The sequence below is a fragment of the Streptomyces sp. NPDC002825 genome (genome assembly GCF_040295385.1).
Lineage (GTDB): Bacteria > Actinomycetota > Actinomycetes > Streptomycetales > Streptomycetaceae > Streptomyces.
Map to the genome: position 1 here is coordinate 1 of NZ_JBEOVH010000024.1, position 25,403 is coordinate 25,403.

General features: G+C 72.6%; 19 protein-coding genes and 1 pseudogene. 13 read left to right on the top strand and 7 right to left on the bottom strand.

Annotation, left to right across the window (positions count from 1 at the left end; genetic code table 11):
• Window positions 1-159 precede the first annotated feature (159 nt).
• Window positions 160-1,116, bottom strand: a complete 957-nt coding sequence (locus tag ABT041_RS26550; RefSeq protein ID WP_351188609.1) for a helix-turn-helix transcriptional regulator — start codon at window positions 1,114-1,116, stop codon at window positions 160-162.
• A gap of 62 nt (window positions 1,117-1,178) precedes the next feature.
• Between ABT041_RS26550 and ABT041_RS26555 the strand changes: the two genes are divergently transcribed.
• The 4 genes from ABT041_RS26555 (at window position 1,179) to ABT041_RS26570 (ending at window position 6,730) form a co-directional block, all read left to right on the top strand.
• Window positions 1,179-2,717, top strand: a complete 1,539-nt coding sequence (locus tag ABT041_RS26555; RefSeq protein WP_351188611.1) for an MFS transporter — start codon at window positions 1,179-1,181, stop codon at window positions 2,715-2,717.
• A gap of 232 nt (window positions 2,718-2,949) precedes the next feature.
• On the top strand, window positions 2,950-3,711 hold the full coding sequence (locus tag ABT041_RS26560; RefSeq protein WP_351188613.1) for a DeoR/GlpR family DNA-binding transcription regulator: 762 nt from the start codon (window positions 2,950-2,952) through the stop codon (window positions 3,709-3,711).
• A complete protein-coding gene (gene pfkB, locus ABT041_RS26565) occupies window positions 3,708-4,661 on the top strand; it encodes a 1-phosphofructokinase (protein ID WP_351188615.1) in 954 nt (317 codons plus the stop codon). Before ABT041_RS26560 ends, pfkB begins: the two co-directional genes overlap by 4 nt.
• Window positions 4,658-6,730: a PTS fructose transporter subunit IIABC gene (locus ABT041_RS26570; protein WP_351188618.1), complete on the top strand. Its 2,073-nt coding sequence runs from the start codon at window positions 4,658-4,660 to the stop codon at window positions 6,728-6,730. Before pfkB ends, ABT041_RS26570 begins: the two co-directional genes overlap by 4 nt.
• A 79-nt stretch (window positions 6,731-6,809) precedes the next feature.
• Here the strand turns inward: ABT041_RS26570 and ABT041_RS26575 are convergent, their stop codons facing one another.
• From ABT041_RS26575 to ABT041_RS26595, 5 genes are all read right to left on the bottom strand, one after another.
• The gene (locus ABT041_RS26575) at window positions 6,810-7,652 is read right to left on the bottom strand and encodes a DUF6227 family protein (protein WP_351188621.1); all 843 of its coding nucleotides are present in this window, start codon (window positions 7,650-7,652) and stop codon (window positions 6,810-6,812) included.
• Between the two features lie 73 nt (window positions 7,653-7,725).
• The gene (locus tag ABT041_RS26580; RefSeq protein WP_351188623.1) at window positions 7,726-8,778 is read right to left on the bottom strand and encodes a P1 family peptidase; all 1,053 of its coding nucleotides are present in this window, start codon (window positions 8,776-8,778) and stop codon (window positions 7,726-7,728) included.
• A gap of 50 nt (window positions 8,779-8,828) precedes the next feature.
• Window positions 8,829-9,614 carry an SDR family oxidoreductase gene (locus ABT041_RS26585; RefSeq protein WP_351188626.1) on the bottom strand — a complete coding sequence of 262 codons (786 nt, stop codon included), beginning with the start codon at window positions 9,612-9,614 and terminating at the stop codon, window positions 8,829-8,831.
• A gap of 542 nt (window positions 9,615-10,156) precedes the next feature.
• A complete protein-coding gene (locus ABT041_RS26590; protein ID WP_351188629.1) occupies window positions 10,157-12,655 on the bottom strand; it encodes an ATP-binding protein in 2,499 nt (832 codons plus the stop codon).
• Window positions 12,656-12,709: 54 nt separating this feature from the next.
• Window positions 12,710-13,888: a low temperature requirement protein A gene (locus ABT041_RS26595; protein WP_351188632.1), complete on the bottom strand. Its 1,179-nt coding sequence runs from the start codon at window positions 13,886-13,888 to the stop codon at window positions 12,710-12,712.
• 422 nt (window positions 13,889-14,310) lie between these two features.
• Between ABT041_RS26595 and ABT041_RS26600 the strand changes: the two genes are divergently transcribed.
• From ABT041_RS26600 to ABT041_RS26640, 9 genes and pseudogenes are all read left to right on the top strand, one after another.
• The gene (locus ABT041_RS26600; RefSeq protein ID WP_351188635.1) at window positions 14,311-15,732 is read left to right on the top strand and encodes an MFS transporter; all 1,422 of its coding nucleotides are present in this window, start codon (window positions 14,311-14,313) and stop codon (window positions 15,730-15,732) included.
• 177 nt (window positions 15,733-15,909) lie between these two features.
• The gene (gene pflB, locus ABT041_RS26605) at window positions 15,910-18,180 is read left to right on the top strand and encodes a formate C-acetyltransferase (protein WP_502976598.1); all 2,271 of its coding nucleotides are present in this window, start codon (window positions 15,910-15,912) and stop codon (window positions 18,178-18,180) included.
• Window positions 18,181-18,259: 79 nt separating this feature from the next.
• Window positions 18,260-19,096 (top strand): pyruvate formate-lyase-activating protein, encoded by an 837-nt coding sequence (pflA, locus tag ABT041_RS26610; RefSeq protein ID WP_351188641.1) that lies wholly within the window; start codon window positions 18,260-18,262, stop codon window positions 19,094-19,096.
• A gap of 121 nt (window positions 19,097-19,217) precedes the next feature.
• The gene (locus ABT041_RS26615; protein ID WP_351188644.1) at window positions 19,218-20,381 is read left to right on the top strand and encodes an MFS transporter; all 1,164 of its coding nucleotides are present in this window, start codon (window positions 19,218-19,220) and stop codon (window positions 20,379-20,381) included.
• Window positions 20,378-22,702: a molybdopterin oxidoreductase family protein gene (locus tag ABT041_RS26620; RefSeq protein WP_351188647.1), complete on the top strand. Its 2,325-nt coding sequence runs from the start codon at window positions 20,378-20,380 to the stop codon at window positions 22,700-22,702. The genes ABT041_RS26615 and ABT041_RS26620 overlap by 4 nt, the downstream gene beginning before the upstream one ends.
• Before the next feature lie 7 nt (window positions 22,703-22,709).
• Window positions 22,710-23,309: a 4Fe-4S dicluster domain-containing protein gene (locus tag ABT041_RS26625; RefSeq protein ID WP_086832060.1), complete on the top strand. Its 600-nt coding sequence runs from the start codon at window positions 22,710-22,712 to the stop codon at window positions 23,307-23,309.
• The gene (locus ABT041_RS26630) at window positions 23,306-23,998 is read left to right on the top strand and encodes a QcrA and Rieske domain-containing protein (protein WP_351188650.1); all 693 of its coding nucleotides are present in this window, start codon (window positions 23,306-23,308) and stop codon (window positions 23,996-23,998) included. Before ABT041_RS26625 ends, ABT041_RS26630 begins: the two co-directional genes overlap by 4 nt.
• Before the next feature lie 195 nt (window positions 23,999-24,193).
• Window positions 24,194-24,576 (top strand): annotated as a pseudogene (locus ABT041_RS26635) (hypothetical protein); the annotation flags it as partial.
• A 42-nt stretch (window positions 24,577-24,618) separates the two neighbouring features.
• On the top strand, window positions 24,619-24,837 hold the full coding sequence (locus tag ABT041_RS26640) for a hypothetical protein (RefSeq protein WP_351188652.1): 219 nt from the start codon (window positions 24,619-24,621) through the stop codon (window positions 24,835-24,837).
• 19 nt (window positions 24,838-24,856) lie between these two features.
• On the opposite strand, the gene mscL is transcribed toward ABT041_RS26640, so the two are convergent.
• On the bottom strand, window positions 24,857-25,378 hold the full coding sequence (gene mscL / locus ABT041_RS26645) for a large conductance mechanosensitive channel protein MscL (RefSeq protein ID WP_351188654.1): 522 nt from the start codon (window positions 25,376-25,378) through the stop codon (window positions 24,857-24,859).
• Window positions 25,379-25,403 lie beyond the last annotated feature (25 nt).

Consider the following 25,403-nt stretch of genomic DNA (forward strand, 5'->3'; position numbering starts at 1 on the left):
CGACGGGCGAGCTCGGCACCGGACCACTCGCGATGGGCCTGAAGCAAGGACAGCAACCGCAGAAGCCGCGCGGAGGTCTCCAACATGCGCGCGAGCAAGGGCGCCGTCCGTTGTGCCCACCCGTTCCGCCACGGGCGTAAGGGCGCGCCACAACGGCGTTCAGCCGGCCGCCGCTGAGAGGCGGGACGACAGGTCCCTCATGTACGTCACCAGTGACCCCGGGCCGTGGACCCTGAACGGGATGTCCATCAGGGCCAGCCGCAGGGCCAGCCATTCGACCGAGTCCGTGACGCGGGCGCGGAGCCGGCACGCGTCGGGGCCCTCCGCGACCGGGACGAGGTGGGACGGAAGGCGGGCCACGACGAACTCGGCCGGCGCCGCGAAGGTCACGTCGAGCTCGACCTCGCCCTGGGCCCGCGCCATCGAGCGGGCCATGTAGGTCGCCGCGTCGCCCGACGGCAGCTCCCGCGGGCTGAAGCGCGCGCCCGTCGGGAGCGGCTCGCTCACCCGGTCCACCCGGAAGGTCCGCCAGTCCTCCCGCCCCACGTCGTAGGCGACGAGGTACCAGCGCCGCCCCGTCGACACCAGCCGGTACGGCTCGACCAGCCGTTTCGTCTCCGTCCCGTCCCCCGCCCGGTAGCCGAACCGCAGCCGCTCGTGCCCGGTCACCGCGCCCGCGAGCGCCGTCAGCGTCGCGGGCGTGACCGTGGCGCCGTCGCCCCGGGTGAGCGGGATCGTCGCGTTCTGGAGGGTCGAGACCCGGTGCCGGAGCCGCGCGGGCAGCACCTGCTCCAGCTTCGCCAGGGCCCGTACGGACGCCTCCTCGACGCCCTCGATCGCGTGCCCGGCCCCGGCGCGCAGGCCGACGGCGATCGCGACGGCCTCCTCGTCGTCGAGGAGCAGCGGCGGCATGGCCGTACCGGCGACGAGGCGGTAGCCGCCGACCGCGCCCATGGTGGCCTCGACCGGGTAGCCGAGGTCGCGGAGCCGGTCGATGTCCCGGCGGATGGTGCGCGGGGAGACCGAGAGCCGTTCGGCGAGTTCGCTTCCGGGCCACTCGCGCGGGGTCTGGAGGAGCGAGAGCAGATTCAGGAGTCGTGCCGGGGTGTCCGTCATGTTTTCCAGGATGCGCCCTATCTAGGACATGACCTGACCTACATGACTTCTATCTTCTTCGTATGAGTTCACACGACGCCGCCACGGAAGCGGCAGCGGCCAGCGACAAGCGGCGCTGGATCGCCCTCGCCATCGTCATGACCGCCGCCTTCATGGACCTGGTCGACGCCACGATCGTCAACATCGCGATCCCCAGCATCGAGAAGGACCTCGGCGCCACGCCGGCGGTCATCCAGTGGATCACCGCCGGGTACGCGCTCGCGTTCGCCGCCGGTCTGATCACCGGTGGGCGGCTCGGGGACATCTACGGCCGCAAGCGCCTCTTCCTCCTCGGCACCGCCGGCTTCACCCTCGCCTCGGCGCTCTGCGGCTTCGCGGCCAACCAGGAGATGCTGGTCGCCTCCCGCCTCCTCCAGGGCGCGATGGCCGCCATGATGGTGCCGCAGGTCCTGTCGATCATCCACGCCACCTTCCCGGCGCACGAGCGCGGCAAGGTCTTCGGGATGTTCGGCGCGATCATCGGCCTCGGCGCGGTCTCCGGCCCGCTGCTCGGCGCGCTGCTCACGCAGTGGAACATCGCGGGCCTCGAATGGCGCCCGATCTTCCTGATCAACCTCCCGGTCGGCGTCGCCGCCCTGCTCCTGGGCCGGAAGTTCATCACCGAGTCGAAGGCCCCGAAGGCGCTCCGGCTCGACCTGGTCGGCGTGGTCCTGGTGACGGCCGCGCTGCTGATGCTGATCTACCCGCTGACGCGCGGCCGTGAGCTGGACTGGCCGCTGTGGGGCCACCTGATGATGGCCGGCAGCCTCCTCGTCTTCGGTGCCCTCGTCGCGTACGAGAAGTACAAGACGAAGAAGGACGGCTCGCCGCTCGTCGAGCTGTCGCTGTTCCGGGTGAAGAGCTTCGCCGCCGGTATCGCCGTGCAGCTGACCTTCGGTGTCGTGCTCGGCATCTTCTTCCTGGTCTGGACGCTGTACATGCAGATCGGGCTCGGCTGGACCCCGCTGAAGGCGGGCCTGACCGGGGTGCCGTTCTCGATCTCGGTCTCGGTGGCCGCGGGCATGTCCGTGCAGAAGCTGGTGCCGCGCTTCGGCCGGAAGGTGCTCCAGGCGGGCGCGCTGACGATGATCGCGGGCGTCCTGCTCTACCTGTTCGTGGCGGATCGTTACGGCACCGGCATCCACTCCTGGCAGATGATCCCGCCGCTGGTGGTCATGGGTCTCGGCATGGGCCTCATCGTGGCGCCGCTGACGGACGCGGTGCTGTCGGAGGTGCCGAAGGAGCACGCGGGTTCGGCCTCGGGTCTGATCAACACGACCGGGCAGATGGGCAACGCGCTCGGGCTCGGCCTGGTGTCCGTGGTCTTCTTCGGGCAGATCGACGACGAGCGGCTCGCGAAGGCTCCGGGCGAGATCGGGCAGGCGTTCGCGGACGCCTTCCAGAACGCGCTGGGCTGGGCGGCGGGCGTGCTCGCCGTGATCTTCCTGGTGATGTTCGCGCTGCCGGCGAAGCCGAAGCAGCACCTGGAGGGCGGCGGCGACGACGCCGACGAGGCGGGCGAGACCGTGACGGCCGACAAGGAGCCGGTGCTCACGCCCTGAGCCCTTCGCCCGGCTGGGGCCCTGCGCCCGGGATTCGTCCCGGGGGCAGGGCCCTTCGTCGTACGCGGCTCCGGGACCCATGTCCGTACCGGACAAGGCCCGATGTCCGCTCCCACCAGACGGATGTCCGTTTGTGCCCACATGAATGCCCGGATTCGTTTACTTGCCGGAAATCGAGGCGTAGCCTGACACTGAAACCACAGGTTCGGGCATCGAACGGACGTAGACAGGCATGTACGCACCCGAGCGCCAGCAAGAGATCCTCCGGATCGCCCGCGAGAGCGGACGCGTCGACGTCCTCTCCCTCGCCGAGGAGTTCCAGGTCACCGCCGAGACCGTACGGCGCGACCTCAAGGCCCTCGACCGGGCCGGGCTCGTCCGCCGGGTCCACGGCGGCGCCATCCCCGCCGGACGGCTCGACTTCGAGCCCGACATCGCCGAGCGCGAGTCCACCGCCGCCGACGAGAAGGACCGCATCGTCCGCGCGGCCCTCGCCGAACTCCCCACGGAGGGCAGCGTCGTCCTCGACGCCGGCACGACCCTCGCCCGCCTGGCCGCCGAGTTCCCCCTCGAGAGCGCGCTGACCGTCGTCACCCACGCCCTGCCCGTCGCCGCCCGCCTAGCCGACCACCCCGGCATCGACCTGCACCTCGTCGGCGGCCGCGTACGCCACCGCACCCGCGCCGCCGTCGACGCCTGGGCGCTCAGGGCGTACGGGGAGATCCGCGCCGACGTCGCCTTCCTCGGCGCCAACGGCTTCTCGGCCGAGCACGGGCTCACCACCCCCGACCTCGCCGAGGCCGCCGTCAAGCGCGCCGTCGTCGCCTCCGCCCGCCGGGTCGTGCTCCTCGCCGACTCCGCCAAGCACGGCCAGGAGCACTTCGCCCGCTTCGCCGACCTCGCCGACGTCGACCTGATCGTCACCGACAGCGGGCTCAGCCCCGAGGACGCCGAGGCCATCGAGGCCACCGGAACGGAAGTCGTACGCGCATGATCCTCACCGTCACCCCCAACCCCTCCCTGGACCGGACGTACGAGGTTCCCGGCCTGGAGCGCGGCGAGGTGCTGCGCGCCGCCGCCGAACGCGTCGACCCCGGCGGCAAGGGCGTCAACGTGTCCCGGGCCGTCGCCGCCGCCGGACACCGCACCGTCGCCGTCGTCCCCCTCGGCGGCGCCCCCGGCGCCCTCGTCGCCCAGCTCCTTGCTCGCCAGGGCATCGAGGTGGCCCCCGTCCCCGTCACCGGCCACACCCGCTCCAACATCGCCCTCGCGGAACCCGACGGCACCCTGACGAAGATCAACGCGCCGGGCCCCGAGCTGAGCGGCGAGGAGGCCGAGACCCTGCTCTCCGCCGTCGGCGCCTACTCGCCCGCCGCCGACTGGATCGCCTGCTGCGGCAGCCTCCCGCGCGGCCTCGCCCCCGAGTGGTACGCCCGGCTCGTCACCCGCGCCCACGGCGCCGGCGCCCGCATCGCCCTCGACACCTCGGGCCCGTCGCTGCTGGCGGCGCTCGCCGCCCGCCCGGACGTCGTCAAGCCGAACGCCGACGAACTCGCCGAGGCCGTCGGCCGCCCGCTCGCCACCGTCGGCGACGCGGTCAAGGCGGCCGAGGAACTGCGCGAGCTCGGCGCGGGCGCCGTCCTCGCCAGCCTCGGCGCCGACGGCCAGCTCCTCGTCTCCGCGGACGGCGTCTGGTACGGCCACGCGGCCGTCGCCGCCGTCCGTTCCAACGTCGGCGCGGGCGACGCCTCCCTCGCCGGCTTCCTCGCCGCCGGCGGCGAGGGCCCCGAGGCCCTCGCGGCCGCCGTCGCCCACGGGGCGGCCGCCGTGCAGCTGCCCGGCAGCGAGATGCCCACCCCGGGCGACCTGGACCCGGCGGCGGTCACGGTGACCGCCGACGTACCCCTCGACCGAGTACTCAGCGAGCAAGGGAGCCCGCGATGAGCAGGATGATCACCGCGGACCTGGTCGACCTCGACCTGTCCGCCGACAGCAAGGAAGCGGCGGCCCGTTCGCTCGCGGAGCGCATGGTCGCACGCGGCCGGGTCACCGACCTCGACGGCTTCCTCGCGGACGTCGCGGCCCGCGAGGCCCAGATGCCGACCGGCCTGGACGGCGGCATCGGCATCCCGCACTGCCGCAGCGCCCACGTCACCGAACCGACCCTCGCCTTCGGCCGCTCGGCCGCCGGCGTCGACTTCGGCGCCCCGGACGGCCCGGCGGACCTGATCTTCCTGATCGCCGCCCCGGCGGGCGCGGACGACGCCCATCTGACGATCCTGTCCTCGCTCGCGCGGCACCTGATGGACCCCGAGTTCACGGACGCGCTGCGCTCCGCGACGTCCCCGGCGGGGGCGGCGGCACTGATCGCGGGGGAGGAGGCGCCTGCTGCGGAGGAGGCGGTCTCGGAGGAGCCGGTTGCGGAGGAGGTGGTTCCGGAGGAGCCGGTCGCTGCCGGAATCCCCGCTGCTCCTGAAGCTCCCGCCGCTCCTGAAGCTCCCGCCGCTCCTGAAGCCCCGGCCGCTCCGGAAGCCCCGGCCGCCGGCGCGCCCTTCCGGATCGTCGCCGTCACCTCCTGCCCCACCGGCATCGCGCACACCTACATGGCGGCCGAGGCGCTGGAGAAGGCGGGCGAGGCCACGGGTGTCGAGGTCGCCGTCGAGACGCAGGGTTCGGCCGGGTTCACCCGGCTCGACCCGGCGGTCGTCGCTGCAGCCGACGGCGTGATCTTCGCGCACGACGTGCCCGTGCGGGAGAAGGAACGGTTCGCCGGGAAGCCGACCGTCGACGTCGGCGTCAAGGCCGGCATCAACCGCCCCGCCGAACTCATCGCCGAGGTCCGGGACAAGGCCGCGCGCGGCGAGGTCTCCGCCGCGAAGCCGACGCCCGTCGAGCGCGCGGGCGAGCCGGACGAGGGCTACGGCACCAAGCTCCGCAAGTGGCTGATGTCCGGTGTCAGTTACATGGTCCCGTTCGTCGCCGCGGGCGGTCTCCTCATCGCCCTCGGCTTCGCCATCGGCGGCTGGGACATCAACAAGGCACCCTCCGTCACCCAGCACTTCGACTGGGGGCAGGTCGACAGCTGGGCCGCGCTGATGTTCCAGATCGGCGGCCTCGCGTTCGGCTTCCTCGTCCCGGTCCTCGCCGGATACATCTCGTACGGGATGGCCGACCGCCCCGGACTCGTCCCCGGCTTCGTCGGCGGCGCGATCGCCCTCACCGTCAACGCGGGCTTCCTCGGCGGTCTCGCCGCCGGTCTGATCGCGGGCGGCACGGTCCTCGCGATCCAGCGGGTGCGGATCCCCGCCGTCCTCAGGGGCATCATGCCGGTGGTCGTGATCCCGCTGTTGTCCTCGATCGTCGTCGGCTTCCTGATGTTCCTCGTCGTCGGCAAGCCGATCGCGAGCCTCCAGAAGGCCCTGACGGACTGGCTGTCCGGCCTCTCCGGCGCCAACGCGGTCATCCTCGGCGTCATCCTCGGCCTGATGATGTGCTTCGACCTCGGCGGCCCCGTCAACAAGGTCGCGTACGCCTTCGCCGTCGGCGGCCTCGCCAACCCCAACGAGGGCTCCCTCAAGGTCATGGCCGCCGTGATGGCGGCGGGCATGGTGCCGCCGCTCGCGATGGCCCTCGCCACGACCGTACGGGGCCGGCTCTTCACGAAGACCGAGCGCGAGAACGGCAAGGCCGCCTGGGTCCTCGGGGCCTCGTTCATCTCCGAGGGCGCGATCCCCTTCGCCGCCGCCGACCCGCTGCGGGTCATCCCGGCGGCGATGGCGGGCGGCGCGGTCACCGGCGCCCTGTCGATGGCCTTCGACTGCACCCTGCGGGCCCCGCACGGCGGCATCTTCGTGATCCCGCTGATCGGAAACCCGTTCCTCTACCTGCTCGCCATCGCCGCCGGAACGGCCGTCAGCGCCGGCCTGGTGATCCTCCTCAAGAGCACCCGGAAGACCGCCCCCGAGGCCGAACCCGCGCCCGCCGCCGACACGGAGGTCACCGTGGCGGCCTGAGCCCGGCCCCCTGGGCAGGAGGGGGCCGTCCGAAGAGGGGCGGTGCGCACCGCGAGCGCACCGCCCCTCACCCCTGCCGTCAGCGCACCCGGGAGCGGGACTCCATCGCCCCGCGGGCCGCGTGCTCGTCCTCGTACACCTCGCACATGTGCCGGCCGTCCGGCGTCGCCGTGTGCTCGACCTCCCAGAGGCTGACCTCGCTGCCGTCGAGCAGCAGGAACTGGTGCTCGTAGAGGGTGAAGCCGGCGTCCCGGCCGCCCTCCACCGGGCAGTGGCGGCCGAAGGCCTGGGTGATGTGGTGCGCGAAGGCCAGCCGGAGACGGCGGGCCGTGCGCTCGCCCGGCCGGTCCGCGTTCTCCGCGCGGCGCAGGACGCGGCGCGCGTGGTCGGCGGAGTTGTCCGGCACGTACATCCGGGGCTGGGCGGGTATCGGCCGGGCGAGCAGGGCGCTCAGCAGCTCCAGGTCGTCGTCCTCGTCGAGGGCGCGGCCGTCGGTGCGCTCCGCCGTCCAGCCCGGCAGCGGCCCGGTCGGGAGCCGGGAGGCGGCGAGCCGCGCCTCCGCCTCCTCCAGGTACAGCTCGTGCTGCGTGGCGCCGTCCCGGCCGGCGTTGTGCACGAGCTCCCAGAGGCTGAGCGCGCTGCCGTCGGCGAGCAGGTACGTGTGGCGGTGGGTGGTGCGGTGCAGCGACGCGCTGTGGTGCGAGGAGTGCAGCGCGCTGGAGTGGGCGAGCGCCGTGCCGAGGCGCTCGACGGTGGAGTCGGGCAGGTCGAAGGAGTTGAGCGCCCGGCCGAGGAGTCGCTCAAGGTGCGTCTCGGTCGTCTCGTACGGATCGTGAGGATCCTGCGGATCGTTCAAGAGGGTCTCCAGGCCGTCGCCGCATGTCACTTGGTGCTTGCTTAACGTAGTCCCTGGGTCTGACATCGTGTCCGGGGTTCCGGCAAAACGAAGGGTCCGCGCGCGAAGTTCCCGCCCGATTTCTCCAACTCCCCTCCCCTTACCGGGAGTACGCCTCCGCCTCCGGCCCGTACAGCTCGCGGTACGAGGGGAAGTCGCCGCCGGGGCCGCGCAGACCGCCCGGGGCGGCGAGGAGGGCCCGGACGACGGCCCGGGTGACCAGGTCCGCGCCCGCCGTCAGGATCCCGTTCAGGGCGAGCGGCCCCTCCGGGAGGTCCCGGGCCCCTGTGGCGAGGGCGAAGACCGTGTCCCCGTCGTTCATCAGGTGCACCGGCCGCACCCCGCGCGCGATGCCGTCGTGCGCGGTGCCGGCGACCTTCAGGGCCTGGGCCCTGGTGAGCACCGCGTCGGTGGCGACGACCGCGAGCGTGGTGTTCAGCGGGGGCGGCGCGGACGCCTTCCGCGCCTCCGCGAGCCGCCGCAGGGCCGCCTCGTGGACGGAGGCGTCCGGGAAGGCGAGGGGACCCGCGCCGTAGTAGGCGCCGTACGGGACGCCGTTCGCCGGGTCGACCGCCGCGCCGGCCGCGTTCAGCACCACGAGCGCGCCGACCGTGATCCCCGACTCCAGGACGGTGCTCGCCGTCCCCACCCCGCCGCGCAGGCCGCCGGCCACGGTCCCGGTGCCCGCGCCGACCGCGCCCGTCTCCACGCGCGCGTGGTCCCCGCTCGCGGCGGCCGCCTCCACCGCCGCCCGGCCCGTCGCCGCGTCCGGGCGGGCCGTGAAGTCGCCGCCCCGGCCCAGGTCGAAGACGCACGCGGCGGGCACGACCGGCACGACGTGGGACGGATCGGGGCCCACGCGGACGCCCCGGTGCCGCTCCTCCAGCCAGGCCATCACCCCGGAGGCGGAGTCCAGGCCGTACGCGCTGCCGCCGGTGAGGACGACCGCGTCGATCCGCTGGACCACGTTCCGCGGGTCCAGGGCGTCCGTCTCCCGCGTGCCCGGACCGCCGCCCCGTACGTCCACGGCGGCGACGACCCCGCCCTCCGGGGCCAGGACGACGGTGGTGCCGGTCAGGGCGCCGGGGCGGTCCAGGCGCGCGTGGCCGACGCGGAGGCCGGTGACGTCGGTGATCGAGTCCTGGGGTGTCATGTCCCCTCCCTACCACGACGCTTGGCCGATCGCTCCGGTCAGCGCTTCGGTCAGCGCTTCGGGCCGAGGTAGGTGCCGCCCGAGGCGTCGATCACGGTGCCGGTGATCCAGCGGCCGTCCTCCGAGGCCAGGAAGGCCACCGGGTCGGCGATGTCCTCGGGCTGCCCGACCCAGGGCAGCGCCTGGCCGGCGATCAGCATCCCCTCGAGCTCGGGCACCGCGGCCATGGCGGCGGTGAGCGAGGCGGTCTGGGTCGGGCCGGGGGCGACGGTGTTGACGGTGATCCGGCGCTCCCCGACCACGTTGGCGAGGGTGCGGGTGAAGGTCTCCATGGCCCCCTTCGTCATCGCGTACGCCAGCTCGTCGGCGAGGGCGATCCGGGTGACGGCGGACCCGATGTTGATGATCCGTCCGCCGTCCCTGAGCATCGGCAGCAGGCCCTGCACGAGGAAGTACGGCGCCCGGACGTTGACGGCGAAGACGCGGTCGAACGCCTCCGGGGTCTCGTCCGCGAGGTGGCCGCCGGAGGTCGTCGCGGCGGCGTTGTTGACGAGGACGTCGAGGGCCGGCTCCCCGGTGTGGCCGGCGAGGCCGGCCCGGACGCCGTCGACCAGCGCGCGCACGCCGTCGTGCGTGGCGAGGTCGGCCCCGACGGAGAAGGCCCGCCCGCCGTCCCGGACGATCAGGTCCACGGTCTCCTGCGCGGCGGCGGCGTCCTGCCCGTAGTGCACGGCGACGACCATCCCGTCCCGGGCGAGCCGCCGGGCGAGGGCGCGGCCGATACCGCGGGAGGAGCCGGTGACGAAGGCGGTGCGGGGGTTGGCGGGGTTCTGCATGGTGGTCTCCTCGGTTCCGGTGCGCTGGGGCGGGTCCCCGGGGCACGAGAAGAAGGTCGCGCGACGCGCTGACGCCCCACTGACGACGCACTGACGCCGGTTGACGGGCGTTCGCCGGCCCCGCTGTGGGCAGGCGTTCCGCTCCGTTGTGGGCATGCGTTCCGCGCCCGTCGTTCCGTTGTGGGCAGGCGTTCCTCCCCCAGACTTCGTCCGGGAGGTGCCCCCAGGGCGGAACGGGTGAGCACAACGGAACGGCGCCCTTGCCGGTGCCAGAGGCTTCCGCGCCTGAACCCGCACCCGCAGGTACGGCACGTCGTGGTGCGGGTCCAGGCGCGGAACGCGGAGGCGCCGCTGAGGGCGCCGTCCCGTGTGCCCACCCTCCCCCAAGCTCTCGGCTTCGCTCGAGCAGGGGGGACCCCCATCGCCCCAGCGGGACGATTGCCCACACGGGGGGCGGACCGGGGCACCGCCCGCCCCGGGCGCGGGCACACGCGGGGCAGGGCGAGGCCCGGGCGGGTGGGGCGCGGGCAGGGCCGGGACGATCAAGAAGACGTTGCCGGTCGTGCCCCACCAAGCCCCGCCCCGCGCGCCGTCCTCTCCGCGCGCGTGCGGTCCGACTCCGCCGCCTCCCGGTCGCCCGACCTCTCGTGGACCGTCGCCCGGCGCCGGAGCAGGTCCACCACGTCCTCCGCGACTCCCAGTTCCTCGAAGAGCTCCAGGGCCTCCCCGAGCAGGGGCAGCGGATCGGCCGAGAGGCCCGCCAGGCCCTCCAGTGCCGTCGCCGTCCCCCATCGCTCCCCGAGCGCCCGGAACCCCGCCAGGGCCTCCCTCAGGAGCGGCTCCGCCTCCGTGGGCGCCGGCGTCAGCAGGGCGCGGCCCACGAGCCCCAGCGAACGGGACCAGGCGTCGTCGCCGAGCCGCAGGCCCTCCACCGGTCCCACGGACGTCGACCACAGGAACGCCGTGTACGGCTGCCGCAGCGGAGCCGTGCCCGCCGCGAGGAACCCCCGCGCCCGTTCGACGTGTTCGCCCTCCCGCAGGCCCGCCGCGAGCACGCACAGCGCGTACTCCTCGCCCCGCTCCTCCGTCGGCTCCACCCGGTCCAGGAGCTCCGCGACCGGCGCCGCCACCCTGCCCCGCAGCCCCCGCAGCCACCAGTACGGGCTGAGCGCGGCCACCAGCCGCAGTCCCTCCTCCGGCGTGCCCCGCCGCAGCGCCGCCCGCAGGTTCGCGTCCTCCGCGTCCAGCCGGGCCAGCCACTCCAGCTGCGCGGGCCCGCGCAGCTCGGGGTCGGCCGTCTCGGCCAGCTCCCGGTAGTACGCGTGGTGCGCGGCCGGCGCCGGGTCCCCGGCCGGGAGGCGCTCCGCGGCGTACGCGCGGATCGTCTCCAGCATCCGGTACCGGCCGTCGTCCCGGACCTCCACCAGCGACTTCTCCACGAGCGAGGCCAGCGCATACGCCCCCGGCCCGCACACCCGGGCCACCGCCTCCGCCGTCGCCCCGCCCCGGAACACCGAGAGCCGCGCCGCCAGTTCCCGTTCGCCGGGTTCGAGGAGCGACCAGCTCCACTCCACCACGGCCCGCAGGGTCCGGTGCCGCTCCGGCGCGGTGCGGTCCCCGCGCGACAGCAGCTCGAACCGCTCGCCCAGCCCGTCCGCCAGCTCCTCCACGGACAGCGTCCGGAGCCGGGCCGCCGCCAGCTCGACGGCGAGCGGCAGCCCGTCGAGCCCCGAGCAGAGCTCCGCCACGCGCGCGTGGCCCGTGAAGCCGGGCCGGACCGCCGCCGCACGCCGTACGAACAGCTCCTCCGCCGCCTCCGGTGCCAGCGCGCCGAGCGGCAGCAGGGACTCCCCGGTGATCCCGAGGGCTTCGCGGCTCGTCGTCAGGACCCGTAGCGCCGGGAGGGCGGCAAGCAGGCGCCGTACGAGGACGGCCGTCTCCACGACGACGTGCTCGCAGTTGTCCACGATCAGCACCACCGGCCGGCCGGCGAGCGCCGCTTCGAGCCGCGCCGCACCCCGCACCCCGAGACCGGCGGCGAACGCTTCCGCGACCTCACCGGACGCGGGACCCGAGCCGTCGCCCGTACCCGCCACCACCCCCAGATCCACGAACCGCACCTCGCCCCGCAGCCCCGCCCCCACCTCCAGGGCCAGGCGCGTCTTGCCCGCGCCCCCCGGACCCACCAGGGTCACCAGCCGCGCGGCGGCCATCAGGGCCGTCAGGCGCTCCCGCTCCCCCTCTCGGCCCACGAAGTCCGTCAGCGGTGCCGGGAGCGGCGGGAACGTCCGCTGCGAGGCCGTCGACTCCCCGCCCCGCAGCAGCTCCAGATGTACGGCGGACAGTTCCGGCGACGGATCCGCCCCCAGCTCCTCCGCGAGGGCCGCCCGTACCGCCTCGTACACGGCCAGCGCCTCCGCCTGGCGCCCCGCCGCGCCGAGGGCCCGCATCTGCAGGCCCCGCAGCCGTTCCCGTAGGGGATGCTCCCGGGACAGATGCTCCAACTCCCGTACGAGTAACGCAGGGTCACCGCCGGCCGTCAGCTCGGCGGCCGCCCACTCCTCCACCGCGTCGAGGCGCAGCGCGTCCAGCCTGGCCGCCTGGCCCGCCGCGAACGGCGCCTCCCGTACGTCGGCCAGCGCCGGCCCCCGCCACAGCCCGAGGGCCTCCCGCAGCAGGGCGGCCGCGCGGACGGGGTCGCCCGCCGCGCCGGCCCGCGCGCCCTCCCGGACCAGCGCCTCGAACCGGAGGACGTCGACGTCCTCGACGGCCAGCCGGTAGCCGGCGGGCGAGAACTCCACCGCCACGCCCGGCGGGAGCGCCCGGCGCAGCCGCGAGACCTGGGCCTGGAGCGCGCCCTGGGCGCCGGCCGGGGGTTCGTCCCCGTACAGGCCGTCGACGAGCCGCTCCACCGGGACCGTCCTGCCCGCGTCGAGGAGGAGCCGGGCGAGCAGGGCCCGGACCTTGGGGCCGCCGGTGACGGGGATCGGGGCGCCCGTGGCGTCGGCCACCGTGAGCGGCCCGAGGAGGCGGAACATCATGCGGCGGATTGTGCCCCGGTGGACGGCGGATCCTCCAGCCTCCCCGAGGGGGCGTCAGGTCGTCGCCCGCGCGCGCGTGACCGGGTTGCGGGCGGTCAGCGTGACCCCGACGGCGACCGTCGCCGCCGCGACGATCCCGGCCGCGAGGACCGCCCAATGGCCCGCGAACGTGCACATCAGGATCGCGAACGACGAGACCGGCAGGACCATTTGCTGCGCGATGCCGACCTTGAAGTAGCGGGCGTGCAGCAGCCACACCGACAGCAGGAACACGGCCGACGGGATCGTCACGGCGGCCGAGGCGGCGAGCGTGGAGATGTGGGCCTTGCCCACGGCCTGCTCGACGGCGATCTCCAGACCCGCCCCGACGGCGGCCGCCGACGCGAAGATCACATAGTGGCCGTAGCCCCACAGGAAGCCCTGGCGGCTGGAGGTCAGCCGGTCGTGGGCGGGCACGACGAAGTAGATCCACCAGGCGGCGAAGACGAGCAGCAGACCGCCCGCGGCGATCGGAAGCACCTCGCCGAGGGCGTCGTTCTCGACGATGCCCGTCTTCACGGCGACGGTCGCGGCGGCGACGGTCTCGCCGAGCACGATGATGGTGAACAGGCCGTAGCGCTCGGCGATGTGGTGCGGGTGCCAGGCACTGGGCGCGTCCTTCTCCGCGTACACCGGCACGGCCATCTCGGCGAGCGCCATCACCAGGAAGACCCACGGGCGGGCCGGCTCGGGCGCCAGGACCAGCGCGAGCCAGCCGACCTGGACGGCGAGGACCCCGCCCGCGTACCGGCGGCACATCGTCCGCTCGGCGGGGGCGGTGGCGTGGTGGGCGGCGCGGAGCCACTGCGAGGCCATCGCGAGGCGCATCACGACGTAGCCGAGGTAGACGACGAGGAAGTCGTGCTCCTCGAAGGCGCGCGAGACGCCGGCGGCGAGCACGAGGACGCCGGCGATCTGGATGAGGGTGACGACGCGGTAGAGGACGTCGTCGTTGTCGTACGCGGAGGCGAACCAGGAGAAGTTCATCCAGGCCCACCAGATCGCGAAGAAGACCATCGCGTAGTCGAGGATGCCCTGGCCCGCGTGGCCCTCGGCGATCGCGTGCACGAGTTCGGCGCCGGCCTGGGCGACGGCCACGACGAAGCACAGGTCGAAGAAGAGTTCCAGGGGTGTGGCGGCACGGTGCGACTCCTCGCGGGAGCGGGCGGTGAGGGGCAGGAACGGTTGTGTCATGTGCCCCAGCACACCAGAGCGGGCGGCGGGCCCCTCACATGGCACGCCCTTCGTACCGCGCCGTCCCGTGTGCCCACCCGTCCCGCCCTGCGGGACGATTGCCCACACGGAGGTGGGCAAGAGACCCGCGACCCCACGGAGTGGGGCCATGGCCGCCCAGCGGACACCGACCCTCGTCCTCATCGGCCACGGCATGGTCGTGTCACGCTGCCGGTGCTCCCGGTCCCTCCGTCCGGCCGGTGCCGGGCGCGCTGCCGGTCCCTCCGTCCCGTCGGTGACGGCCGCGCTGCCGGTCCCTCCGTCCTCCCGCTGGAGGGACCTACGCCCGACCTTCCGGCGACCATCGACTCTCACCTCCCCTCATGCCGCGGCGCAGCCTGGAAGAGCAAGGAAGCACCGTCCCGAAACATCAGGGAAGCGCCATGAGTTCCGTAGTCCAGGACAGCAGAACGGCCGGGCCGTCACCCGCCTCGTACGACACGGAGCAGTACCGTCCCGGCAAGCCGATCACCGACTGGGAGCCGGAGAACGAGCTCTTCTGGAAGTCCATCGGCAAGAAGGTCGCCACCCGCAACCTGTGGATCGCGGTGCCGGCGCTGCTCGTGGCCTTCGTCGTCTGGCAGGTGTGGTCGGTCACCGCGACCAACCTGAAGGACGTCGGCTTCGGCTTCTCGACCTCCCAGCTGTTCTGGCTGACGGCCGTCCCCGGTCTGACCGGTGGCACGGCCCGGATCTTCTACACCTTCCTCGGCCCGATGGTCGGCCAGCGCCGCTTCACCGCGCTGTCGACGGCCGTCCTCGTCGTGCCGCTGATCTGGCTCGGCGTCGCCATCCAGGACCCGACGACCCCGTACGCCGTGATGGTCGCGATCGCCGCCCTCTGCGGCATCGGCGGCGCGAACTTCGCGTCCTCCCTCGCCAACATCGGCTTCTTCTTCCCGAAGGCCAAGAAGGGCAGCGCGACAGGCATCAACGGCGGTCTCGGCAACCTCGGCGTCTCCGTCGTCCAGCTCCTGACCCCGATCGTCATCACCTGGTCGACCATCGCGATCGGCTCCGCCCAGCACAAGGCCGACGGCACCCCGGTCCATCTGCAGAACGCCGCGTTCCTGTGGGTCCCGGTGCTGCTGGTCCTCGCCGCGGTCGCCTGGTTCGGGCAGAACGACCTCAAGGTGGCGTCGACTCCCTTCCGCCGGCAGAAGGTCATCTTCAAGCGCAAGCACAACTGGCTGATGACCTGGCTGTACGTCGGCACCTTCGGTTCCTTCATCGGCTTCGCCGCCGCCCTGCCGATGCTGATCAAGACCACGTTCCCGGACTACCCGGTCGCCACGTACGCCTGGATGGGTCCCGCCGTCGGCGCCCTGGCCCGCTGGGGCGGCGGCTGGATCGCGGACAGGTGGGGCGGTGCGCGGGTCACGATCCTGTCCTTCGTGGGCATGGCCGCCTCGATCATCGGTGTGATCACCTTCCTGCCCTCGGGCGGTGACGGCGGCTCGTTCTACGGCTTCTTCTTCTGCTTCCTCGCCGCGTTCTTCTTCTCCGGCATCGGCAACGGCTCCACCTTCCGCCAGATCCCGGTCATCTTCCGCGGCACCCACCTCAAGGGCCTCACCGAAGGCACCCCGGAATACGCCAGGGCCCTGAAGCAGGCGGAAATGGAGTCCGGCGCGGTCACCGGCTTCACCTCGGCCATCGCCGCCTACGGCTTCTTCTTCATCCCGGCCCTCTTCGGCTCGGTGGCCGTGACCAGCGCGATGTGGGGCTTCGTCGCCTTCTACGTGAGCTGCATGGCCGTGACCTGGTGGTTCTACGCCCGCAAGGGTGCCGAGGCGCCCAGCTAGACCGGCCCGAGTGCCGCTGCGAAAGACCCCGCCCCGCGCGGGGTCTTTCCGCATGCCGGGGAAGGGACCTAGGGCCCCGGAATGGTGACCAATGCCGCCCGAAACGATCGATCAGAAGGAGTGGAATGAAGGTGAGCAACGACGCGATCGAATGATTCGAAGAAGGCGGTGCGGGCAGTGACTTCGACCCCTGCTGAGGCGACGGTGAACGAGCGGGCCTGGAAGGGCTTCAAGGGCGGGCTGTGGCGCGACGCCGTCGACGTCCGCGACTTCATCCAGCAGAACTACACGCCGTACGAAGGCGACGACTCCTTCCTCGCCGGGCCCACGGAGCGGACCAGGGCCGTGTGGAAGGTCCTCACGGACCGCTTCCCCGAGGAGCGCGCCAAGGGCGTGTACGACGTCTCGTACGACGTGCCCTCCACGATCACCGCCCACGCCCCCGGGTACGTCGACCGCGACAAGGACCTGATCGTCGGCCTGCAGACCGACGCCCCGCTGAAGCGCGCGATCATGCCGTACGGCGGCTGGCGCCTGGTAGCCGGAGCCCTGGAGACCTACGGCTACCCGGTCTCCGAGGACCTGGAGAAGGTCTTCACCGAGTACCGCAAGACCCACAACGCCGGTGTCTTCGACGCGTACACCCCCGAGATCCGCGCGGCCCGCAAGGCCGGCATCGTCACCGGACTCCCCGACGCCTACGGCCGCGGCCGCATCATCGGCGACTACCGCCGCGTCGCCCTCTACGGCGTCGACCGGCTCGTCGAGGTCAAGAAGGAGGAGAAGGCGGAGCTCGACTCCCTTCCCGCGGGCCGCCGTTCGCTGGAGGAGACGATCCGGCTGCGCGAGGAGCTGGCCGAGCAGATCCGCGCCCTCGGCGAGCTGAAGACGATGGCCGCCTCCTACGGCCACGACATCTCGCGCCCAGCCGCCACCGGCCACGAGGCGATCCAGTGGCTGTACTTCGCCTACCTCGCCGCCGTGAAGGAGCAGAACGGCGCCGCGATGTCGCTCGGCCGCACCTCCACCTTCCTCGACGTCTATCTCCAGCGCGACATCGAGGCCGGTCTCCTCACCGAGGAGCGGGCGCAGGAGCTCGTCGACGACTTCATCATCAAGCTCCGCATCGTCCGCTTCCTGCGCACGCCCGAGTACGACGAGCTGTTCTCCGGCGACCCCACCTGGGTCACCGAGTCCATCGCCGGCATGGGCGAGGACGGCCGCCCGCTGGTCACGAAGACCTCCTTCCGCTACCTCCAGACCCTCTACAACCTCGGCCCGGCCCCCGAGCCGAACATGACCGTCTTCTGGTCGCCGCGGCTCCCGCAGGGCTTCAAGGAGTTCTGCGCGCGGGTCTCCATCGACACCTCCTCCGTGCAGTACGAGTCGGACGAGCTGATGCGCCCCCGGTTCGGCGACGACACCGCCATCGCCTGCTGCGTCTCCGCGATGCCCGTCGGCAAGCAGATGCAGTACTTCGGCGCCCGGGTGAACCTCGCCAAGACCCTCCTGTACGCGATCAACGGCGGCCGCGACGAGAAGTCCGGCGACCAGGTCGGCCCCGCCACCGGCGCCATCACCGCGGACGTCCTCGACTACGACGAGGTCATGGCCAGGTTCGACGAGCAGATGGAGTGGCTCGCGAGCGTCTACGTGCACGCCATGAACGTCATCCACTACATGCACGACAAGTACGCGTACGAGCGCATCGAGATGGCGCTCCACGACCGTGACGTGCGCCGCACCATGGCCTTCGGCATCGCCGGCCTCTCCGTCGCCGCCGACTCCCTCGCCGCCGTGAAGTACGCCAGGGTCACCCCGGTCCGGGACGAGACCGGTCTCGCCACCGACTACGTCATCGAGGGCGAGTACCCCGCGTACGGCAACAACGACGAGCGCGTCGACGAGATCGCGGTCTGGCTGGTCGAGGAGTTCATGCGGAAGGTCCGCAAGCACCCCACCTACCGGAACGCCGAACACACCCAGTCCGTCCTGACCATCACCTCCAACGTCGTCTACGGCAAGAAGACCGGCAACACCCCCGACGGGCGCCGCGCCGGCGAGCCCTTCTCGCCGGGCGCCAACCCGATGAACGGCCGTGACACCCACGGCTACGTCGCCTCGGCCCTGTCGGTCGCCAAGCTTCCGTACGAGGACGCCGAGGACGGCATCTCGCTGACCAACACCGTCACCCCCGACGGCCTGGGCCGCACCCCCGAGGAGCGGATCAGGAACCTCGCGGGCGTCCTCGACGGCTACGTGGCCAGCGACGGCTTCCACATGAACGTCAACGTCCTCGACCGCGACGTCCTGAAGGACGCCATGGAGCACCCGGAGAACCACCCGCAGCTGACCATCCGGGTCTCCGGCTACGCGGTCAACTTCGTCCGGCTCACCCGCGAGCAGCAGCTGGACGTCCTGAACCGCACCTTCCACGGCTCCCTGTAGCCCCGTGACCGCGCCCGGGGCCGGTGGCCCTCACCCCGGCCCCGGGACGCGCCCCCACTTCCACGAAGGAGGCCCCGCCATGACCAGCCTCGCCCTCGGGCCCGCCGCCCCGGCCGTCTCGCCGGCCAGCACCCCGGCCGCCGCGGCCACCCAGCGCCCTTCCGAGGGCTCGGTCCACTCGTGGGACCTGTCGACCGGCGTCGACGGCCCCGGCACCCGCTTCGTCACCTTCCTCTCCGGCTGCCCCCTCACCTGCCTCTACTGCCACAACCCCGACACCTGGCGGATGCGCAACGGCATGGGGGTACCTCCCAGCGGTAGCTGGGGGAGCACCTCCGCCGACGCCGTGATCGCCGAGGCCTCCAAGTACGTCCGGTTCATCTCCGCGTCCGGCGGCGGGGCCACCGTCTCCGGCGGCGAACCCCTTCTCCAGCCCGTCTTCACCGGCGAGCTCCTGCACCGGATGAAGCACGAGCTCGGCCTCCACACGGCCCTCGACACCTCGGGCTTCCTGGGCGTGCGCGCCACCGACGCCCTGCTGCGCGACACCGACCTGGTGCTTCTCGACATCAAGTCCTGGGACCCGGACACGTACAAGAAGGTCACCGGGCGGCCGCTGCAGCCGACCCTGGACTTCGCCCGGCGCCTCGCCGACCTCGGCCAGGAGGTCCACGTCCGCTTCGTGCTCGTCCCGGGACTCACCGACGACCCCGCCAACGTGGAGGGTGTGGCCGCTTTCGCCGCCGGCCTCGGCAACGTGTCCCGCGTGGACATCCTGCCCTTCCACAAGCTGGGTGAAGCGAAGTGGCAAGCACTCGCCAAGCCGTTCACCCTGCACGACACCCCGTCCCCGGCCCCCGAGCAGGTCGCCGCGGCCCGCGAGGTGTTCCAGTCCCACGGCCTGCACGCCGTCTGAACCACACGTCACCCCCGACGCCTCGTCCCGGCACGTCCCCCCCCCGACACGTCATCCCCGGCGTCACCCTCACAGCAGACAAAACAGGACCAAGCAGAACATACGGCTTTACCGTGGCCGCGTGACCGAGCCACCGAAGACAGCCGAGCCGACCCCCGAACCCGGCCCCGCCCCGGCCCCCGCGCCCGGCCCGCCGGCGGCCGACGGCCCCGCCCCCGGCCTCCCGGCGGCCGACCGCCCCGCGCCCCGGACCCCCGCCGACGTGCGCCGCCGCGCCACCCTCGCCGGGACCGCCGTCTCCGTCCTGCTGATCCTCGCGATCGTCTTCGGCAGCCGCCTGCTCCGCGACTTCGACTCGGCCCTCCTGCCGTACGCCGTGGCCACCGTCTTCCTCGCCTTCGGCGTCGCCTACCGCTACACGGTCTGGATCTCCGCACCCGGCGCCCGCCGTCTCTTCCGGCAGGGCTGGCGCTCCTTCTTCTCCGCCGCGAACTTCCGCAAGGCGCCCACCGCCCTCCCGAGGATGATCGCCACCTACCTCGGCTTCCAGAAGTTCCTCGGCGCCCGCTCGCACGCCCGCTGGGCCGCCCACCAGCTCGTCTTCTGGGGCTGTCTGCTCGCCGCCGCGATCACCTTCCCGCTCACCTGGGGCTGGTTCACCTTCACCTCCTCCACCGGCTCGGGCCCCGGCTACGAGATGCGGATCTGGGGCTTCAAGGTCATCGGCTTCGACTCGCTGAACGTCGTCGGCTGGCTGATGTTCCACGGCCTCGACATCGCCGCCGTCCTCGTCATCGCCGGCGCCTCCTACTTCCTGTGGCGCCGCATGAAGGACCGCGGCGCCATCACCGGCCAGCGCTTCGCCTACGACCTGGTGCCGCTGATCGCCCTCATCGTCATCTCGGTGACCGGCCTGCTGCTCACCTTCTCGTCGATCTTCCTGCACGGCGGCGGCTACGAGTTCCTCGCCGTCCTCCACATGGTGTCCGTCGTCTTCACCCTGATCTACATCCCCTTCGGGAAGTTCTTCCACATCGTCCAGCGGCCCGCCGCCGTGGGCATGCAGCTGTTCAAGTACACGGCCCGCCGCAAGGACGAGGACGAGATCCTCACCTGCCGCCGCTGCCACGAGCCCATCGACACCGCCCCGTACGTGGAGAACCTCCAGGGCACCATGCGCGACCTCGACCTCGGCTTCGACGAGTGGGCCGAGTACTGCCCCCGCTGCAAGCGCGTCCTGCGCGGCACCGCCTACCTCGACCACGTGAAGAAGGGCTTCAAGTGACCGCGACGGACCCCGTGACCACCCCCGGCCGGCCGCTGCCGCTCGACCCCTCGCTCGCCCCGCCCGGCACCCGCAACTTCCGCGACGCCGGAGGCATCCCCGCCGACCGCTGGCACGCCGACCAGAACGGCGAGACCCTCGTCCCCACCCACTGCTGCTTCTGCGGCGTCCAGTGCGGCATGTACCTCCGCGTCGACCACCACGGCAAGGTCTTCGGCGTCGAGCCCCGCAACCACGACATCAACCGGATGCGGCTCTGCCCCAAGGGCATCAACGCCTACCAGCAGGTCAACCACCCCGACCGGCTCACCGCGCCCCTCATGCGCCGCAATCGCGACGAGGAGTTCCGCGAGGTCAGCTGGGAGGAGGCCCTCGACTTCACCGTCGCCGAGATCCGCCGCATCCAGGGCGAGTACGGCAACGACTCCTTCGGGCTCCTCGGCGGCGCCAGCCTCTTCTCCGAGAAGACCTACCTCGTCGGCAAGTTCGCCCGCGTCGCCCTCAAGTCCCGGCACGTCGACTACAACGGCCGGCTCTGCATGGTCTCCGCCGCCGGAGCCAACAAGCTCGCCTTCGGCATCGACCGCGCCGGCAACCCCTTCTCCGACATCCTCCTCACCGACTGCCTCCTCATCGCCGGCTCCAACGTCGGCGAATGCTTCCCCGTCATGACCCAGTACCTCTGGGGAGCCCGTGACCGGGGCGCCACCCTCATCGTGGTCGACCCCCGCGAGACCGCGATCGCCCGCACCGCCGACGTCCACGTCGCCCTCAAGCCCGGCACCGACTCCGCCTTCTTCAACGCCGTCCTCCACGTCGTCGTCGCGGAAGGCCTCACCGACGAGGCCTACCTCGCCGCCCACACCACCGGCTGGGACGAGGTGAAGAAGACCGTCGCCGACTACCCGCCCGCCCGCGCCGCCGAGATCTGCGGCGTCCCCGAGCAGCAGATCGTCCAGGTCGCCCGCATGTTCGCCGGCGCCGGCAAGGCCATGGCCTGGCACGCCCGCGGCGTCGAGCACCACTCCCAGGGCGTCGAGAACTGCCTCTCGATCATCAACCTGTGCGTCGCCACCGGGAACATCGGCAGGCCCGGCGCCGGCTACGGCACCATCACCGGCCAGGGCAACGGCCAGGGCGGCCGCGAGCACGGCCAGAAGTCCGACCTCCTCCCCGGCGGCCGCTCCATCACCAACCCCGAGCACCGCCGCCAGATCTGCGAGATCTGGGGCATCGACGAGGCCGAACTCCCGCCCGCCGGCACCTCCATGATGGAGATGGTCTGGCAGATGCAGCGCAAGGAGATCCGCGGTCTCGTCGGCATCTGCAACAACCCCTTCGTCTCCCTCCCGAACTACGCCACCGTCAAGGACGGCTACGACACCCTCGAGTTCCACGCCCAGTTCGACTTCTTCCTCTCCGAGACCGCGGCCAACGCGCACGTGGTCTTCCCCGTCACCGTGTGGGCCGAGGACGAGGGCGTCATGGCCAACGCCGAGGCCCGGGTCGTCAAGCACAACAAGGCCCAGGAACCCCCGGCCGGCGTCCGCACCGACACCTGGGTCATCTGCGAGCTGGCGAAGCGGCTCGGCGCCGGGGACAAGTTCGCCTTCCCCGACTCCCGCTCCGTCTTCGAGGAGCTCCGCACCGCCTCCGCCGGCACCGTCAACGACTACTACGGCATCACGTACGAGCGCCTGGAGGAGACCGGCGGCATCGCCTGGCCCTGCCCCACCACCGAGCACCCCGGCACCCCCCGCCTCTTCGAGGACGGCCGCACCTACCACCCCGACGGCAAGATCCACCTGCAGGTCGTCGAATGGCACCCGCCCATGGACCCGTACAGCGAGGAGTACCCCCTCTCGCTCACCACCGGCCGCACCGTCGCCCACTTCCTCTCCGGCAACCAGACCCGCCGCCTGGGCGCCCTCGTCGAACAGACCCCCCGTCCCTGGGTCGAGGTCCACCCCTCGCACGGCTTCCGCAACGGCGACCCCGTCCGCGTCGTCACCCGCCGCGGCAGCGAGGTCTTCCCCGCACTCGTCACCGAGGCCATCCGCCCCGACACCGTCTTCGTGCCCTACCACTGGCCCGTCCCGACGGCGGCGAACGCCCTCACCATCGACGCCCTCGACCCGCGCTCCAAGATCCCCGAGTACAAGGTGTGCGCCGCCCGCATCGAGGCCGCCGACCGCATCGACGAGGTCCCCGCCCCGCCCACCGCCCCCGGACACCAGGCCTACCCGGAGACCCAGGTCTCCCGCACCGACCCGCTGCCCCCCACCTCACCCCAGGGCCGCGGCACCGCGGAGAGGAGCTGACCCGCACATGATGGGCCGCACGATCTTCATCGACCCGGGCCGCTGCATCGGCTGCCAGGCCTGCGTCTCCGCCTGCCGCGAATGCGACTCGCACCGCGGGAAGTCGATGATCCACCTCGACTACCCCGACGAGGGCCGCTCCGTCGCCTCCCTCCCCACCGTCTGCATGCACTGCGAGGACCCCGTCGCCCCCTGTGCCGAGGTCTGCCCCGCCGACGCGATCCTCGTCACCGCCGACGGCGTCGTGCAGCAGGCCGACACCACCCGCTGCATCGGCTGCGCCAACTGCGTCAACGCCTGCCCCTTCGGCGTCCCCAAGATCGACCTCCAGGCGAAGCTGCAGATGAAGTGCAACCTCTGCTACGACCGCACCGCCTACGGCCTCGCCCCCATGTGCGCCACCGTCTGCCCCACCGGCGCCCTCTTCTACGGAACCCTCGACGAGCTCCGCGCCGAACGCCCCGGCGTCCAGGTCGCCGACTCCTTCACCTTCGGCAGCACCACCGTCTCCACCGGTGTGGCGATGGTCGTCCCCGCCGACAAGGTCCAGTGGCCGGTGCCCGGCGGCCTCCCCGTCGTCGAGATCAATGGAAGGGATGTCCGTTGAGCGTCACCGACCCCCAGCCGCCCGCTCCGGACGCCCGGACCGACGCGGCCCAGGAAGCGCTCCACGACCGGATCGCCGCCGACTCCCTCACCACCCGCCGCGACTACCTGCGGATCGTCGCCACCGTCTCCGGCGGCCTCGCCGTCGGGGGCATCGCCGTCGCCTCCGGCATCCTCCACCGGCACGGCGACAGCGAGGGCGCCCCCGAGCCCAAGCGGATCGCCGACCGGATCGAACCGGGGGAGTCCCTCGCCTTCCGCTACCCCGGCGAGGAGGACCGGGCGATCGCCGTCCGCATGGAGGACGGCACCCTCGCCGGCTACTCCGCGGTCTGCACCCACCTCGCCTGCGCCGTGCTCTGGCGCAGGGACCGGGGGAGCGAGGGCGAGCTGTACTGCCCCTGCCACGAGGGCGTCTTCGACGCCCGCACGGGAGAGGTCACCGCGGGCCCGCCGCCACGGGGCCTGCCGAAGGTGATCCTCGTCGAGGAGGTCGACGGCAGCGTCTGGGCCGTCGGCACGGCCCGCTCGGGCGAGAGCCTCGTCGAGGGCTTCTGCCGCCAGCAGGGCGACGACCGCCCGGGCTGCCCGGGCTTCGGCGCGGGCGCGCCCGCCGACAGGCAGGCCGATCCCGCCCGCACCCCGGCGGGTGCCGGCCCGAAGCCGGCCGAGAGGAGCGAGCGGACATGACCGAGAGCCCGTTCCCGAGGGACCCCGAGGCCCCACGCCCCACGGCCGCCGGGACGCCCGCGACACCGGCAGCACCCGGGGGGCCCGCGGCCCCCGCATCCGCCGGGGCACCCGGAACACCAGGGGCCTCCGTACCCCCCGCGGCAGCCGGAGCACCCGCCGCGCCCGGGTCCCCCACGGCCTCCGCCGCGCCCGCCGCGCCCGGGTCCTCCGCCGCCCCCGCCGTACCCCCGCGTCCCTCGTACACCCCCGGCAGTGCGCAGCCCCGGCTCAATCGGCCCGTGCGCGAGCGGTACCCGCAGATCCGGCCCACCAGCGGGTACGGCGATCCCCGGATCCGGCACACCGGGCCCGGTCCCGGGGCCGGCACGGAGCAGGAGCCGGAACGCTCCTCCAAGCTCTCGGCCCGCCTCGCCCTGGCGCTCACGGTGGTCATCGGCCAGCTGTGGGGCCTGACGATCGTCGTGGACGAGTGGATGACGGGCGACACCGGAACCGCCTGGTGGGGCGCGGGCTTCCTCGTCCTGTCGTTCCTCGTGGTCCTCGGACTCTGGCTGATCGATCCGAAGGACCGCTGATCAGGGGGGTCCGGGGCGGGTGAGCGGGCGTAGTCTGGATGAATGAGCACCGCCCCCGCCCACGGACCGCGAGACGCGAAGCAGCCCGGCAGGACGCCCAGTCCCGAGAACACTCCCAAGCCGGTACTCGTCTTCGACGATCCGCTGGACCAGCAATCCGCGGACGACACGGACCGCGGGTGGGGTGAGCGGCCTCCGGCCGGCGGCAGCGCCGGCGACCTCGCGCGCTTCCTCGACGAGAAGCCGCCGCACCACCTCTGAACCCGGCGTGCCGCGCCGGTCAGGAGGTGGAGTGCGCCCCGGCGCTGCCACTGCCGGCGACCCCGCTGCCCGGGTGCGTGTTGTTCACGGCCGGGATGCGCTGGGCGACCAGGTGGTCGCGGATCTCCTTGAGGACCTCCAGCTCGCTGATCTCCATGACCTCCTCGACGCCCTCCTTCGCCTTCTCCTGCGCGGCGCGCTTGGCGAGGATCTTGGCCATCGGCAGGACCATGAGGAAGTAGACGACGGCCGCGGTGATCACGAAGCTCAGCACCGCGCTGAGGACCAGGCCCCACTGGATCTGGATGCCCTGGACCTCGCCGTTGACCACCACGCAGGTGCCCTTGAGGCAGGACGAGTAGCCCTCCAGGTCCTTCGTGCCGAAGGCGCCGACGATCGGGTTGATGATGCCCTTGACCACCGAGTTCACGATGTTCGTGAAGGCGGCACCGATGACGACGGCCACCGCCAGGTCGATCACGTTGCCCCGCATCAGGAAGGCCTTGAAGCCTCCCAGCAGACTTTCCTTCTTCTCGGCCACCGAGGTGCCTTTCGTCGCGTGTGAA